This is a genomic window from Streptomyces justiciae (genome assembly GCF_015163075.1).
GTDB classification, from domain to species: domain Bacteria; phylum Actinomycetota; class Actinomycetes; order Streptomycetales; family Streptomycetaceae; genus Streptomyces; species Streptomyces justiciae.
This window is the reverse complement of the sequence record NZ_JADDXU010000007.1, coordinates 200,584-215,799: the sequence shown is the minus strand read 5'-3', so window position 1 is coordinate 215,799 and position 15,216 is coordinate 200,584. Positions and strand designations below refer to the sequence as shown.

Below are 15,216 nucleotides of genomic sequence, written 5' to 3'. Positions count from 1 at the left end.
GCGGCGAAGGAGATGGTTCACGTGTCCGCTACGCCCGTGCTGGCGTTGCGCGGAGTCTCCAAGCGATTCGGTGCGGTGCAGGCACTCACCGACGTCGAGCTGGAGGTCCACGCCGGAGAAGTGGTCGCCCTGGTCGGCGACAACGGCGCAGGAAAGTCCACGCTGGTCAAGACGATCGCCGGTGTCCACCCCATCGATGAGGGCGTCATCGAGTGGGACGGCAAGCCGGTCAGCATCAACAAGCCGCACGACGCCCAGGGACTCGGCGTCGCGACGGTCTACCAGGACCTCGCGCTGTGCGACAACCTCGATGTCGTCGGCAACCTCTACCTCGGACGCGAGCTGCTGCACCGCGGCGTCATCGACGAGGTCACGATGGAGCAGAAGGCCCGCGAGCTGCTGTCCACGCTCTCCATCCGCATCCCGAGCGTCCGCATCCCGATCGCGAGCCTCTCCGGTGGCCAGCGTCAGGTCGTCGCCATCGCGCGCGCCCTCATCGGTGACCCCAAGGTCGTCATCCTCGACGAGCCCACCGCCGCCCTCGGCGTCGAGCAGACCGCGCAGGTCCTCGACCTCGTCGAGCGGCTGCGCGAGCGCAACCTCGGTGTCATCCTCATCAGCCACAACATGGCCGACGTGAAGGCTGTCGCCGACACCGTCGCCGTGCTGCGCCTGGGTAAGAACAACGGTTCCTTCTCCGTGAAGGACACCACCCACGAAGAGATCATCGCCGCCATCACGGGCGCCACGGACAACGCCGTGACCCGTCGTGCGGGGCGTCGCAGCACGGAGGCGGCAAAGTGAGCGACACGTCGAAGGTAGAGAAGACGGACGGCGTGGTCGAGGAACAGACCACCGTCGCCCCCGCCGACGACCCCACGGCCGCTCCGGTCTCGGTCGTCGACCCGCGCCTGCTGATCCGTGAAGAGGGCCTCAAGGGCTACTGGACGGAGTTCAAGCGCAAGGTGAAGGGCGGTGAGCTCGGCTCGCTGCCGGTCGTCGTCGGCCTCATCGTCATCTGGACGATCTTCCAGGTGAAGAACGACCTGTTCCTGAGCGCGGACAACCTGTCCAACATCAGCTACTTCATGGCCGCCACCGGCATGCTCTCCATCGGCCTGGTGTTCGTGCTGCTGCTCGGCGAGATCGACCTCTCGGTCGGTTCGGTCAGCGGTCTGGCGTCCACGATCTTCGCGGTGTTCGTGGTCAACCACGGCATGGGCCAGTGGCTGGCCCTGATCCTCGCCGTGGTGACCGGTGTCGCCATCGGTGCCCTGCACGGCTGGTTCTTCGCAAAGATCGGTGTCCCGGCGTTCGTCGTGACCCTGGCCGGCTTCCTCGGCTGGAACGGTCTGATGCTGTGGCTGCTCGGCGACAGCGGCACGATCAACATCCCGTCCGACAGCGGCCCGATCCAGCTGCTCGGCCAGAGCTCCTTCTTCATGGACCAGGCCATCGTCGGCGCCTACATCCTGGCCGGCCTCGCCGTCGCGTCCATGCTGATCGGCTCCCTGATGGACCAGCGCCGCCGCAAGGCCGCGGGGGTGCCGTTCCGGGCGACCAGCGAGATCCTGATCCGCGTCGGCGCGCTCGCCGTCGCCGCGTTCGCCTCGGCGGTCGTGCTGAACAACGCCGCCGGTGTCTCCAACGCGCTGGTGATCTTCCTCGCCTCGCTGGTGATCGTGGACTTCGTGCTGCGTCGTACGACGTACGGCCGCAAGGTCTTCGCGGTCGGCGGCGGCATCGAGGCGGCCCGCCGTGCCGGTATCAACGTCCCGATGATCCGCATCACCGTGTTCGCGATCTCCGGCGGCTTCGCGGCCATCGGCGGCATGTTCTTCGCCGGTCAGACGGCCTCGGCGACGCTGAACGCCGGTGGCGGCAACACGCTGATGCTCGCCATCGCGGCGGCCGTCATCGGTGGTACGTCGCTGTTCGGTGGTCGCGGCAACGTGTGGTCGGCCCTGCTCGGCATGCTCGTCATCCAGTCGATCCAGACCGGCCTCGACCTGCTGAACATGAACACGTCGATCCAGTACATGATCACCGGCGGCGTTCTGCTCGGCGCCGTGGTCATCGACTCGGTGTCGCGTCGCAGCCAGAAGGCCGCGGGACGCGGTTAACAGCACAGAGCGCCGTAGGGGCGCGGGTGAGCTTGCGAGTACCGGTCCGTCGTGGCTGGTCGCGCAGTTCCCCGCGCCCCTCTCGGCGTCGTAGGACCGGATGATTTTGGGTACAGCCGATCGCGTGACGTATCACGCACCGCCCGCGTCTCGTCCGCAAAGGCGGAACATTAGACTCGACAAGCCCGGCAACAGCTCTACTGCAAGGAGGCACGGGTGCCGCTGCTGACCCGCATCAGGGGACCGCGCGATCTGGACCGGCTCAGCCTGGAGCAGCTGGACCAGCTGGCAGAGGAGATCCGGACCTTCCTCGTCGACGCCGTCTCCAAGACCGGCGGCCACCTCGGCCCGAACCTCGGCGTGGTCGAGCTCACCATCGCCCTGCACCGTGTCTTCGACTCCCCGAAGGACAAGGTGCTCTGGGACACCGGACACCAGTCCTACGTCCACAAGCTGCTCACCGGCCGGCAGGACTTCTCCAGGCTGAAGATGAAGGGCGGCCTGTCCGGCTACCCCTCGCAGGCCGAGTCCGAGCACGACGTCATCGAGAACAGCCACGCCTCCACGGTCCTCGGCTGGGCCGACGGCCTCGCGAAGGCCAACCAGATCCAGAAACGCGACGACCACGTGGTCGCCGTGATCGGTGACGGCGCCCTCACCGGCGGTATGGCCTGGGAGGCGCTGAACAACATCGCCGACGCCAAGGACCGCCCGCTCGTCATCGTCGTCAACGACAACGAGCGCTCCTACGCGCCGACCATCGGCGGCCTCGCCAACCACCTCGCGACCCTGCGCACCACCGACGGCTACGAGCGCTTCCTGGCCCGCGGCAAGGACCTCCTGGAGCGCACCCCGGTCGTCGGCAAGCCCCTCTACGAGACCCTGCACGGCGCCAAGAAGGGCCTGAAGGACTTCATCGCCCCGCAGGGCATGTTCGAGGACCTCGGCTTGAAGTACGTCGGCCCCATCGACGGCCACGACATCGAGGCCATGGAGTCCGCGCTGGCCCGCGCCAAGCGCTTCGGCGGCCCGGTGATCGTGCACGTCCTCACCGAGAAGGGCCGCGGCTACCAGCCCGCCCTCCAGGACGAGGCCGACCGCTTCCACGGCATCGGCCCCATCCACCCCGACACCGGCCTGCCGATCAAGGCCTCCGGCGCCGACTGGACCTCCGTCTTCGGCGACGAGATGGTGCAGCTCGGCAAGGAGCGCAAGGACATCGTGGCCATCACCGCGGCGATGCTCCAGCCGGTCGGCCTGAAGAAGTTCGCGGACACCTTCCCGGACCGGATCTACGACGTCGGCATCGCCGAGCAGCACGGCGCCGTGTCCGCCGCGGGCCTGGCGACCGGCGGACTGCACCCGGTCTTCGCGGTGTACGCCACCTTCCTCAACCGCGCCTTCGACCAGGTCCTCATGGACGTCGCCCTGCACAAGTGCGGCGTGACCTTCGTCCTGGACCGCGCGGGTGTCACCGGCACCGACGGCGCCTCCCACAACGGCATGTGGGACATGTCGATCCTCCAGGTCGTCCCGGGCCTGCGCCTGGCCGCCCCGCGCGACGCCGACCAGGTCCGCGCCCAGCTCCGCGAGGCCGTGAAGGTCGACGACGCGCCGACGGTCGTACGGTTCTCGAAGGGCGCCGTGGGCCCCGCCGTACCGGCTGTCGGACGGGTCGGCGGCATGGACGTACTGCGCGAGCCGGGGACGGACACCCCGGACGTGCTCCTCGTCTCCGTGGGCGCCCTCGCCCCCATGTGCCTGGAGATCGCCTCGCTCCTCGACAAGCAGGGCATCACCACCACCGTCGTCGACCCGCGCTGGGTCAAGCCGGTGGACGAGGCCATGGCCCCGCTCGCCGAACGCCACCGCGTGGTCGTGACGGTCGAGGACAACTCCCGCGTCGGAGGCGTCGGTTCGGCCATCGCCCAGGCGCTGCGCGACGCCGGCGTCGACGTCCCGCTGCGTGACTTCGGCATCCCGCCGCGCTTCCTCGACCACGCCTCGCGCGCCGAGGTGATGGCGGAGATCGGGCTGACCGCCCCTGACATCGCCCGCCAGGTCACCGGTCTGGTCTCGAAGCTGGACGGCAAGTACAGCGGCGCGGCGGCGGAGGAGCCGGAGCCCGCGCGCGACTGACGCGACCGACACGCCTGAATGGGCCGGTCGTACCACCGCGAAGGGTGGTACGACCGGCCCATTCGCATGAATCCCCACGCGCCGGGGCATACGCGGTACGCCCCCTCTCGATCATGTCGAGGACGACACAGCGTGGGAGGTACGCCCGTGAGCAGCACACTCTTCCGGACGAAGAGAGTCGAGCAGTCCATCCTCGATACCGAGGAGCCAGAGCACGCGCTGAAGAAATCCCTCTCCGCGCTGGATCTGACCGTCTTCGGTGTCGGCGTCATCATCGGCACCGGCATCTTCGTCCTGACCGGAACGGTCGCCAAGAACAACGCGGGACCGGCGGTCGCCCTGGCCTTCGTCGTCGCCGGCGTCGTCTGCGCGCTCGCCGCGCTCTGCTACGCCGAGTTCGCCTCCACCGTCCCGGTGGCCGGCTCCGCGTACACGTTCTCGTACGCCTCCCTGGGCGAACTGCCCGCCTGGATCATCGGCTGGGACCTGGTCCTGGAGTTCGCGCTCGGCACGGCGGTGGTCGCGGTCGGCTGGTCCGGCTACATCGCCTCGCTCCTGGACAACGCGGGCTGGCATCTGCCGGAGGCGCTCAGCGGCCGGGACGGCGCCGACGGCTTCGGCTTCGACATCCTCGCCGCCGCTCTCGTCCTGGTCCTGACCGGCATCCTGGTCCTCGGCACGAAGCTGTCCGCGCGCGTGACGTCGATCGTCGTGGCCATCAAGGTGACGGTCGTCCTCGTCGTCATCATCGCGGGCGCCTTCTTCATCAAGGGCGACAACTACGACCCGTTCATCCCCAAGTCCCAGCCGGTGGAGGCGGGCGGCGACCTCCAAGCCCCGCTCATCCAGCTGATGTTCGGCTGGGCACCGTCCAACTTCGGCGTCATGGGCATCTTCACGGCGGCGTCGGTCGTCTTCTTCGCCTTCATCGGCTTCGACGTGGTGGCGACGGCGGCAGAGGAGACGAGGAACCCGCAACGGGACATGCCGAGAGGCATCCTGGGCTCCCTCCTGATCTGCACAACCCTCTACGTGGCCGTGTCGATCGTCGTCACCGGCATGCAGAAGTACACCGACCTGTCGGTGACGGCGCCGCTGGCCGACGCCTTCAAGGCCATCGGACACCCGTGGTACGCGGGCTTCATCAGCTTCGGCGCGGCGGTGGGTCTGACGACGGTCTGCATGATCCTGCTGCTGGGCCAGACACGGGTCTTCTTCGCGATGAGCCGCGACGGCCTGCTGCCCCGGTTCTTCTCCCACGTCCACCCGCGGTTCAAGACCCCGCACCGCCCGACCATCCTGCTCGGCGTGATCATCGCGATCGTCGCCGGCTTCACCCCGCTCAGCGAACTCGCCGAACTGGTCAACATCGGCACCCTGTTCGCGTTCGTGGTCGTCGCGATCGGCGTCATCATCCTCCGCCGCACCCGCCCCGACCTGCATCGCTCCTTCCGCACCCCCTGGGTCCCGTTCCTCCCGATCCTGTCGGTGCTGGCGTCCCTGTGGCTGATGCTCAACCTGCCCGCCGAGACCTGGCTCCGCTTCGCGATCTGGATGGTCCTCGGCTTCGTCGTGTACTTCCTGTACGGGCGGTCGCACAGCCGGCTGGCGAAGGGGGAAGAGACGACGGTGGGTCAGGTGGTGAAGCCGCCGAACGGCGGCGCGGAGTAGCTGCCTGGCATGGCCCCGTGCGAGGTGCTCCGGCGCCCCGCGCGGGGCCCCGTGTTCGCAACGTGCCCCGTCCTGACCGGAATTGACTCTTGCCTTGAGGAAGCTGGCTCGTAAGGTACCTTTACCGCCCTTGTGTCCGACCGGAAGCGGCCACGATGATGGGGGGAGTGGTGACGACGAGCCACCTCTCGACTGCTCAGTGCGATTCCACTCGGTGACGATCCGACCGGCGCGATTCACGGACCGGCGAAGGAGACCGCAATGACGAACGGCGGAGAGGCGTCCGCTGCACTTCTGGACGAGTTAGGAGCGGCGACCGAGCCGCTTGCCACGGAGATCCCCGACTGGGGCGCCGTACCTCTGGACGACCCCGGCGCGATCGACCGGCGCACGCTCAACAGGCTGCTGCCCTCCCGACGGCAGCCGGGCTCCGGCTTCAACTCCAGCATCTGACCGCCCCGGACGCCAAGGGCCGATGACCGCAGGGACAAGAGCATTCCGCCAGTTCGTCCTGAAGATGCACAGCAGATGCGACCTGGCCTGTGACCACTGCTATGTCTATCGCCACGCCGACCAGAGCTGGCGTCGTCGGCCGCCGGTCATCCCGGACGAGGTGGTGGCGGCGGTGGTGTCGCGGATCGCCGAACACGCCAGGGCTCACCCCGAACTCCCGGGCGTGCACGTCGTCCTGCACGGTGGCGAACCCCTGCTCGCCGGGCCCGAACGACTGGCCCGGACGGCACGGGAGCTGCGCTCCGCACTGGACGGCGTGTGCGCGCTGGACCTGCGCATGCAGACCAATGGCCTGCGCCTGGACGAATCGACGTGCCGCATGCTGGTCCGCGAGCGGATCAGCACCGGCATCTCCCTCGACGGTGACCGCGCCTCGAACGACCGCCACCGCAAGCGCGCCGGCGGCGGCGGATCGTACGACGCCGTGGTCAGGGCCGTCCGGCTCATCGGCTCGCCCGAGCACCGCAGCGCCTTCGCCGGCCTGCTGTGCACCATCGACGTGCAGAACGATCCGGTCGCCGTCTACGAGGCCCTCGCCGCGCTCGATCCACCGCGGGTGGACTTCCTGCTCCCGCACGCCACGTGGGACCGGCCGCCACCGCGGGACCCCGCTCGCCCCGCGGCCCACGCCCGCTGGCTGATCACCGTCCACGACCGCTGGGCCGCCGACGGCCGGCCCTTCCCGGTCCGGCTCTTCGACTCGATCGAGGCCGGCCGGGACGGCCAGGAGTCCTTCACCGAGGCGCTCGGGCTCGGCAGCCCGGACCTGGTCGTCGTCGAGACCGACGGCGAGATCGAACAGGCCGACTGGCTCAAGACGGCGGGCCCCGGGGCGCCCAGCACCGGATTCCACGTACTGCGCAACTCCTTCGACGAGGCGGCCGCCCACCCGGGCTTCCTGGCCCAGAGCGGGGGAGTGGAGCGGTTGAGCCGACGGTGCCGGGACTGTTCCGTGGTGCGGATATGCGGCGGCGGCCTCTACGGGCACCGCCACCGTGCCGCCAACGGCTTCGACAACCCCTCCGTCTACTGCGAGGACCTCTTCCGCCTCATCGGACATGTCCTGAACGCCCCGCGTTCACGTCCGGCGCGCCGGACGCACACGCTGACAATCCACGGCTTCAACTCCCTCGCCGCGGGCGACGGCGACAGCGCCGCACTGCGCGCCCTCACCGAGGCCGAGGCCAGCGTCCGGCGGATGCTCCTCGCCGCCGTGTGCGCCCGCCACCCGGGTCCCGAGGCGCGCGCCCTGGCCCACCTCGACCGGCACCGGCCCGTGCAGACCGCGCAGACCGTCCGCCACCCCCACCTCGGCACCTGGGCGGTGCGCAGCGCCGAGGGACGACTGCCGGCGGCCGCCGTACGGCAGCGGCTCGGCGAGATTGCCCTGGCGGTGGCGCTCCGGGCCGGCACCGACCTCCGCGTCGACCTGCCGGAGGGAGCCGCTCAGGCGCATCTGCCCGGAACCGGGCACCTGACGCTGCCGGACGGCCCCGGACCGGTCGCCCTGCTTGCCCGCGCGGGCCGCCTGCTGGTCGCTGCCGGACCGGACCGGCGCCCCCGTCCGCTCACCGAGGCGGCCGACTCCGGCTTCGTCTGGCACCCCCTACGCCGCCTGGCCACACGGGAGTTCAGCGTGCTCGTGGAGGACGCCGACCCCTGTCGCGATGGGTTCTCCGCGCACCCGGCGCCCACCCTGGACGAGGCCGAACACGCGCGCTGGCTGCGGCTGTTCACCGAGGCGGCCGTGCATCTGCGTGCCCGTCACGCCGGCCGCGGCCCAGGAGTGCGCGCCCTGTTCACGGCCTGCACGCCGCTGCGTGGCACTGGGCCGCACGGGCTGGTGGCCGTGGACCCGCACGCCTTCGGAGCCCTGGGAGTGGCGCTGCCGGACACCGCCGTGGTGCTGGCCGGTCTTGTCGTGGAGGGAGTGCAGCAGATGAAGTTCAACGCCCTGTCGGACCTCTTCGACCTCGCCGGGAGCGACGAGGCCAGGGAACTGCTGCGGTCCGCGTATCTGGACCGCCTTCCGGCCGGGGCGATCCCGGACGACGGTCTCACCGCGGCCGGCCTCCGGATGGCCGACCGGCTGCGCGGCTGACGGCGGATGAGAACACCGGCATCGCTCTCCGCCCAACTCCGCGAACTCGGCGTGGAGAAGGGCATGACCCTGTTGCTTCACTCCTCACTGCGGTCCGTCGGCCCGGTGCGCGGCGGCGTCAGGACGGTGCTGAGTGCCTTCCGGGACGCGCTCGGCCCCAAGGGCACGCTGGTGGTGCCCACGTTCACCGAGGGGAACTCGCTGACATCACGGGCGTATCTCCACATGACGCGAGACCTGACACCACTTCAACTTCTGTCCTACCGTGAGCACATGGAGCCCTTCTGCGCGGCTTCTACGCCTTCGCAAGGCATGGGACGGCTGGCGGAGGAGGTGCGGGTCACTCCGGGAGCCACGCGCAGCACTCACCCGCAGGCGTCCTTCGCCGCGCTCGGACCCGGGGCCGCCCGCATCACACGCGGCCACCCCCTGGACTGCCTGCTCGGCGAGCGGTCCCCGCTGGGCAGGCTGTACGAGGAGGAGGCGTACGTCCTGCTGCTGGGCGTCGGCTACGAGACCTGCTCGGCGTTCCATCTCGCCGAGTACCGGCAACCGCACCCGCCGCGCCGCCGCTACGACTGCCGGGTGCTGACACAGGACGGCCCGCGCTGGCTGAACTACGTCGACGTCGACCTGGACGACAGCGACTTCGGCACACTCGGCCGATGCCTGGAGGCCGCCGAACCGCCCCCCGACGGCCCGGTCGCCCGGGGCCGGATCGGCGCCGCCGACAGCAGACTCTTCCCGCTGCGCTGGGCGGTGGACGCCGCCGGCGACTGGCTGGCCAAGTGCCGCACCCGGCCCGAGGACCTCCCCGTGGAGGCCGACCGTGCCTGAGCACCAGCCCCGCGCCAGCATCCAGGAGCCGTACGGGTTCCTCAGCTACGGGCGCAACCCTGAGTCACCGGAGTCCCATGAACCGCCGGACGAGCTTCTCGTGCGCTTCCACGGCAAACTGTCGCGGCACCTGAGGCAACTCACCGACCTGCGCGCCGGGATCGACGCGGTCTACCTCGACCAGCGGATCCCGGTGGGCACCGGCTGGAAGGTCGAACTGAAGGACCGCCTCGCCCGCTGCCAGGTCCTCGTACCGGTCCTGTCCAAACGGCTGTTCGCCAGCAAGTGGTGCGCCCTGGAATGGGAGTGCTTCGAGCGACGCCAGCAACTCCAGCGCGACCGGGGCACCTTCACCCGCAACGCCATAGTGCCGGTCCTGTGGGCCCCGCTGCGGCCCGACGAGATCCCCCCGCCCTACGCCGATGTGCAGTACGTCCACCAGGATTTCAAGTCCGACTACGGCCGGTACGGACTGCTCGGTCTGTACAGTCACGGGCGCCATCAGACCGCCAACGGCATCGCCTTCCAACTGGCCCAGGAAATAGCCGACGTGGCGGTCAGCTCCCGCCTGGAACCCTGCGACCCAGGCCTCTTCGACGACCTCTTCGACTCCATGGACGGATCGGCGGGGGAGGGACCCGATGCATGACAGCCGTTCCGCACGACGCGTGCGACGCAAGGCGCCCTACTTCTTCCTCAGTTACGCCCCCGCTCCCGTGCCCGGCGGTGACTCGGAGGCGGAGGGCCTGGAGCCGGACAAGGACGTGGAGGAGTTCCACGCGGATCTGATCAGGGCGGTCGCCGGCCTGAGCGGCTCCCTCACGCTCCCCTCCCTCGGCTATCTGGATGCCACCGACCGCGGCGGCCCCGCCATGGCCCGGGCCCTGCAGAGCAGCCATTGCTTCGTACCGCTGATCACTCGCCGCTACTTCATCGACGGCTACTGCGGCCGGCAGTGGACCGCCTTCGTCAACCGCACGCGCCGAGGCACCCTCCTCCCGGTTCTGTGGACGCCCGTTCCCACGACCGCGCGCCCGCTCTCCGTCGATTTGGGCCTGCCCTCACCCGACCGGCCGACGACTCCGACGCACGTCGACCCCGAGGCGCTGGGCCGCTACGCCAAGGGCGGCCTCTACGGGCTGCGGCAGTACCCCGGTGGCTCGGACTACTACGACCAGTGCGTCCGCCGGATCGCCCAGTGCATCGTGCAGGCCGCCCTTCGAACCCCCGAACCCGCCCCGGACGAGGCCGAGTTCGCCGATCTCGACGTGCCAGACGCGTTCGACACCTCCTTCTGGCACCCCCTGGGCATCGCCGTACTGGCCCCCGACATCCACCATCTGCCACCCGGCCGAAGCGACACCAAGTACGGCCGCGAGCCCCGCGATTGGCAGCCCTTCAGCGACGGCCTGAGCATCCCGCTGGCCGAGCGCACCGCCGAACTCGCCCGCAACCTCGGCTTCGCCCCCGAGATCCGCACCTACGACGAGGCCGAGGACGTCTTCCTCGGGCGACGCGAGACCACCAGCCCCTGGATCCTCGTCATCGACCCCTGGGTCCTGCACGACCGTGGGGTGCTGGACCGGTTGCGGGCCTTCGACGCACGGGACCTGCCGTGGGTGACCGTGCTGACCGCGCTCGCCGACGACCCGCAGACCCGGCGGGCCCGCGAGGAACTCGAGGAACTGCTGGAGTCGGCGCTGCCCCGGCGGCTCAGCAGCGGCCGCTTCATCCAGCGCGGGGCGGTCGCCGGCCTCGACAACTTCGAGGCGTTCAACCGCCGTTTCATCGAACTGGCCGACAGCGCGGCCCAGCAGTACCTCACCCGAGTTCCGCTACCATCCTCGACCAGCCACTCGGCGTCTGCCGATCCCCAGGGCGACCAGGAGGCCCAACCGTGACCGGCGTGCAGTCCCGCCCAGACGGCGGCAAGATCGTCACGTTCTACAGCTACAAGGGCGGCAGCGGTCGCACCATGGCCCTGGCCAACACCGCGTGGATCATGGCCTCCCAGGGCCGGCGCGTCCTCGTGGTCGACTGGGACCTGGAGGCACCCGGCCTGGACCGCTTCCTCCACCCGTTCCTGGAGTCCAGCGCCTTGCACGACCGCCCCGGAGTGCTGGAACTCATCAACGACTACGTCCTGAAGGTCGACCACCTGCAGGACGAGGCCGAGCCGGGCTGGATCGCCGAACAGGCCGACATCACCCGGGCGGTGAACCCACTGCAGTGGCGCTTCCCGGCCGGTGGCCGACTGCATTACATCTCGGCCGGCCGCCAGGACCGCAACTACTCCTCGATCTTCTCCCAGTTCAACTGGAACCTCTTCTACGGCGACCAGTACGGCGGCCAGTTCCTGGACGCGCTGTGCGCCCAGTTCCGGCATGGCTACGACTACGTCCTCATCGACAGCCGCACCGGCCTCAGTGACATCTCCGACATCTGCACCCTGCACTTCCCCGACGTGCTGGTGAACTGCTTCACGCACAACGACCAGAGCATCGAGGGCGCGGCAGCCGTCGCCCGCCGGGTGCAGGACACCAGGAGCCAGCGCCGCATCCGGATCCTGCCGGTCCCCATGCGGGTCGTGGACTCCGAGGCCGACCGGCTGGAGGCCGCGCGTGCCAAGGTCCGGCTCAGCTTCGACCAGTTACTGGCCCGCACCCCGGGGGTCGACTCGCGCAGCTACTGGGGGAAGGTGGAACTGCCGTTCAAGTCCACCTACGCCTACGAGGAGATGCTGGCGACCTTCCGTGACGAGCCGGAGACCCCCGCCTCGCTGCTCGCCGCCTGCGAACGGCTGACGTCATTCATCACCGAGGGCGATGTGAACTCGCTCGTCCCGATGAGCGACGAGGAGCGGCAGAACTACCTCAAGGTCGTCGTCCGCCGTCGGCCGCCGGACCCCACCCATGTCTTCCTCAGCTACGTCCCCGAGGACCGGATCTGGGCCGAATGGATCGGACGGGTCCTCAGCGACGCCGGGTTCACCGTGAGCGACGCCCGGTCCGAGGACGGCTCCGCGGCCGGTGTCCCGCTGCGTGAGGACACCGACAACAAGGTGCGCGGCGCCTCTCGCACGGTCGCCGTGCTCTCCGCCGACTACCAGAAGTCCCCGCAGGCCCGGGCCGTGTGGGAAGCCGTGGCCATGGCCGACCCGATGGGCTCACGGCGCACCCTGGTGCCGGTCCGGGTCAGCGACGCCCGGTTGGAGCATCCGTTCTCGGACCGGATGCCGATCCATCTGAGCAGCATGAACGAGGGGCAGGCGCGCAACGCCCTGCTGCGGGCCCTGGACGCCCAGCCCGCCCAGGGCGAGCACCCCGCGGACACGGGCTCCGGCGGGCCCCGCTTCCCCGGTGCGGAACCGCCCGTGTGGTCCGTGCCTGGACGCAACGCCGCCTTCACCGGGCGCGCCGTGCTGCTGGACACGCTGCGCCGACAGCTCACCGACACCGGCACCGCCACCCTGCTGCACGGCATGGGAGGCGTCGGCAAGACCCAGCTGGCGACCGAGTACGCGCACCGGTACCGGGGGAACTACGACGTCGTCTGGTGGATCGAGGCGGAGTTCCCCGACCTCGCGCTGCGGCAGTACTCCGAACTGGCTCCCCACCTGGGCGTCGAGGAACGGGACAGCATCAGCGCGACGGCCAAGGAGGTCCGCGAGGCGCTGCGCCGAGGGGACCGGTACAACCGGTGGCTGCTGGTCTTCGACAACGCCACCACCCCCGCGTCCCTCGATCCGATGCTCGTCGACAGCCCCACCGGCCACGTCCTGATCACCACCCGCAACGAGGGCTGGGCCCAGGTCGGCGAGCGCGTCGAGGTCGACGTGTTCTCCCGCACGGAGAGCGTCGAGCACCTGCTGCGCCGGGTCTCGGCCATCAGCGAGGAGGACGCCAGCCGGGTGGCGAGCGCCCTCGGTGACCTTCCTCTGGCCGTCGACCATGCCGCCGCCTGGCTGAACGAGACCGGCCAGGACGCCAGCGAGTACCTGGATCTGCTGGACTCGCAGCTGGCGCGGCTGGAGGCGGACGTCGACGCCCCCGGCTTCCCGCTCCAGGTGGGGGCGACCTGGAACATCTCGATCGAGCAGCTCGCCTCGCCGGCCGCCCGGCGCCTGCTGGAGTTGTGCGCGCACTTCGGCGCCGACCCGATCTCCCTCGATCTGGTGAACCGCAAGGAGATGGTCGAGGTCCTCCAGGAGGCGGAACCGGGCAGCGGTGGCCGGGCCCTGGTGAACCGTGCCATCCAGCAGTTGCACCGCTACTCACTGGCCAAGGTCGACCGCAAGAGCAACAGCATCCAGGTGCACCGGCTGGTGCAGGCGGCGGTGCGTTCGTCGATGTCCGCCGAGGAGCAGGAAACAGCCCTGCGTGCCGTGCGCAACGTGCTCTCGGGGGCGCGCCCGTCCCAGGGCGATGCGGAACGTCCGGCGAACTGGGAGCGGTACAACACCATCTGGCCCCACCTCAAGACCCCCTGGACCAGGTACTCCCTCGACGAACGCATCCGCGAGCTGATGACCGAGTGGCTGCGCTATCTGAGGGTCCGTGGTGAGTACGCGGAGGCGCTGTCGCTCGCTGAGGAGCTGCTGGTCACCTGGCAGAAGGAGGCCGGGGCCAACGATCGTATGACCCTGCATCTGCGCTTCGAGATGGCCAACGTGCTGCGTGCGCAGGGGTGGTACAGCAGAGCACTGGAGATCGACCAGGACGTCTACGAGCGACAGCGCGCGGCGCTGGCCGACGACGACGAGCACATCCTGATGACGGCGGGCGGCCTCACCGCGGACCTGCGGGCCGTCGGACAGGTCCGCCGGGCCCTGGAGATCGACCGCGAGACCTACGAGCGGTCCATGAACCTCTTCGGCGAGGACTACTCCCGGACCCTCTTCGCGGCGAACAACCTGGCCGTGTCGATGCGGATGGCCGGAGACTGCTACGAGGCGCAGAGCGTCGACCGGGAGAACTGCGAGCTGCGTGCCTCGACCCTGGGGCCCAAGCACCCCTACACCCTGTTCTCCAAGATCAACCTGGGGCGCGACCAGCGCTCCTGCGGCGAGTACGAGGCCTCGGCGGAGACCCTGCGCGAGGTCTACGCGACGGCCGTCGAACTAGGGCCCGAGCAGCCGCCCGCACTGGAGGCGGCCAAGGCGCTCGCCATCACCCTGCGCCGACTGGACCGGCTGGACGAGGCCATGGACATCAGCGGTCAGGTGCTGGAGGTCTGCCGGCGACGGCTGGGTGACGCCTCGCCCGAGACGCTGGTGGTGCGGCTCGGCCATGCCGGCCACCTCTCGGCCGCGGAGCGCCACGAGGAGGCCTGCCAGGAGACCGCCAAGCTGCTCGATCTGTTCCGTTCAGCGCTCGGCGAGAGCCACCCCAACACACTGGCGTGTGCGGTCAACCACGGCATCAACCTGCTGTCGACGGGCAACCTCGCTGAGGCCCGCGCGGTCTGCGAGCAGGCCCGTGCCGCGCTGCGGACCACGCTCGGTGCGGAACACCCGTTCAGCATGAACTGCCAGATGAACCTGGCCAACACGGAGGCGGCCCTGGGCGAGACGGCCACGGCCGAACAGAACTACCTCCAGGCCTACCAGGAGTTGTGCGACCGGCTCGGTACGGACCACCCCACCGCCCTCACCTGTCGGGGCAACCTGTCGATCCTGCTGCGGGAGACCGGCCGTGCCACCGAGGCCGACCAGATGGCCCGCGAGACCCTCGACGTGCTCGGGCTCAAGCTCGGCGCCAAGCACTCCAAGGTGGTCCGGCTGCGTGAGGGCCACCGAGTCGGGCTGGAACTGGACCCGCACCCGATCTGACG

The 15,216-nt window shown here is 69.9% G+C and carries 10 protein-coding genes; all 10 read left to right on the top strand.

Annotated features, from left to right (window positions below):
• Nucleotides 1-12: 12 nt before the first annotated feature.
• Nucleotides 13-804 carry an ATP-binding cassette domain-containing protein gene (locus tag IQ210_RS21185; RefSeq protein ID WP_194080635.1) on the top strand — a complete coding sequence of 264 codons (792 nt, stop codon included), beginning with the start codon at nucleotides 13-15 and terminating at the stop codon, nucleotides 802-804.
• Nucleotides 801-2,123: a sugar ABC transporter permease gene (locus tag IQ210_RS21180; RefSeq protein ID WP_194080634.1), complete on the top strand. Its 1,323-nt coding sequence runs from the start codon at nucleotides 801-803 to the stop codon at nucleotides 2,121-2,123. The genes IQ210_RS21185 and IQ210_RS21180 overlap by 4 nt, the downstream gene beginning before the upstream one ends.
• A 216-nt stretch (nucleotides 2,124-2,339) precedes the next feature.
• A complete protein-coding gene (gene dxs, locus IQ210_RS21175; protein ID WP_194080633.1) occupies nucleotides 2,340-4,262 on the top strand; it encodes a 1-deoxy-D-xylulose-5-phosphate synthase in 1,923 nt (640 codons plus the stop codon).
• A gap of 147 nt (nucleotides 4,263-4,409) precedes the next feature.
• Complete coding sequence (locus IQ210_RS21170; RefSeq protein WP_194080632.1) at nucleotides 4,410-5,933, top strand: amino acid permease; 1,524 nt, start codon at nucleotides 4,410-4,412, stop codon at nucleotides 5,931-5,933.
• 261 nt (nucleotides 5,934-6,194) lie between these two features.
• Nucleotides 6,195-6,386 carry a hypothetical protein gene (locus IQ210_RS21165; RefSeq protein WP_194080631.1) on the top strand — a complete coding sequence of 64 codons (192 nt, stop codon included), beginning with the start codon at nucleotides 6,195-6,197 and terminating at the stop codon, nucleotides 6,384-6,386.
• A 22-nt stretch (nucleotides 6,387-6,408) separates the two neighbouring features.
• Nucleotides 6,409-8,547, top strand: coding sequence for an FxsB family cyclophane-forming radical SAM/SPASM peptide maturase (locus tag IQ210_RS21160; protein ID WP_194080630.1), 2,139 nt, complete (start codon nucleotides 6,409-6,411; stop codon nucleotides 8,545-8,547).
• 6 nt (nucleotides 8,548-8,553) lie between these two features.
• A complete protein-coding gene (locus IQ210_RS21155; protein ID WP_194080629.1) occupies nucleotides 8,554-9,384 on the top strand; it encodes an aminoglycoside N(3)-acetyltransferase in 831 nt (276 codons plus the stop codon).
• The gene (locus IQ210_RS21150; RefSeq protein WP_194080628.1) at nucleotides 9,377-10,033 is read left to right on the top strand and encodes a TIR-like protein FxsC; all 657 of its coding nucleotides are present in this window, start codon (nucleotides 9,377-9,379) and stop codon (nucleotides 10,031-10,033) included. The genes IQ210_RS21155 and IQ210_RS21150 overlap by 8 nt, the downstream gene beginning before the upstream one ends.
• The gene (gene fsxC / locus IQ210_RS21145; protein WP_194080627.1) at nucleotides 10,026-11,285 is read left to right on the top strand and encodes an FxsC protein; all 1,260 of its coding nucleotides are present in this window, start codon (nucleotides 10,026-10,028) and stop codon (nucleotides 11,283-11,285) included. Before IQ210_RS21150 ends, fsxC begins: the two co-directional genes overlap by 8 nt.
• Nucleotides 11,282-15,214, top strand: coding sequence for an FxSxx-COOH system tetratricopeptide repeat protein (gene fxsT / locus IQ210_RS21140; protein ID WP_194080626.1), 3,933 nt, complete (start codon nucleotides 11,282-11,284; stop codon nucleotides 15,212-15,214). The genes fsxC and fxsT overlap by 4 nt, the downstream gene beginning before the upstream one ends.
• Nucleotides 15,215-15,216: the final 2 nt, after the last annotated feature.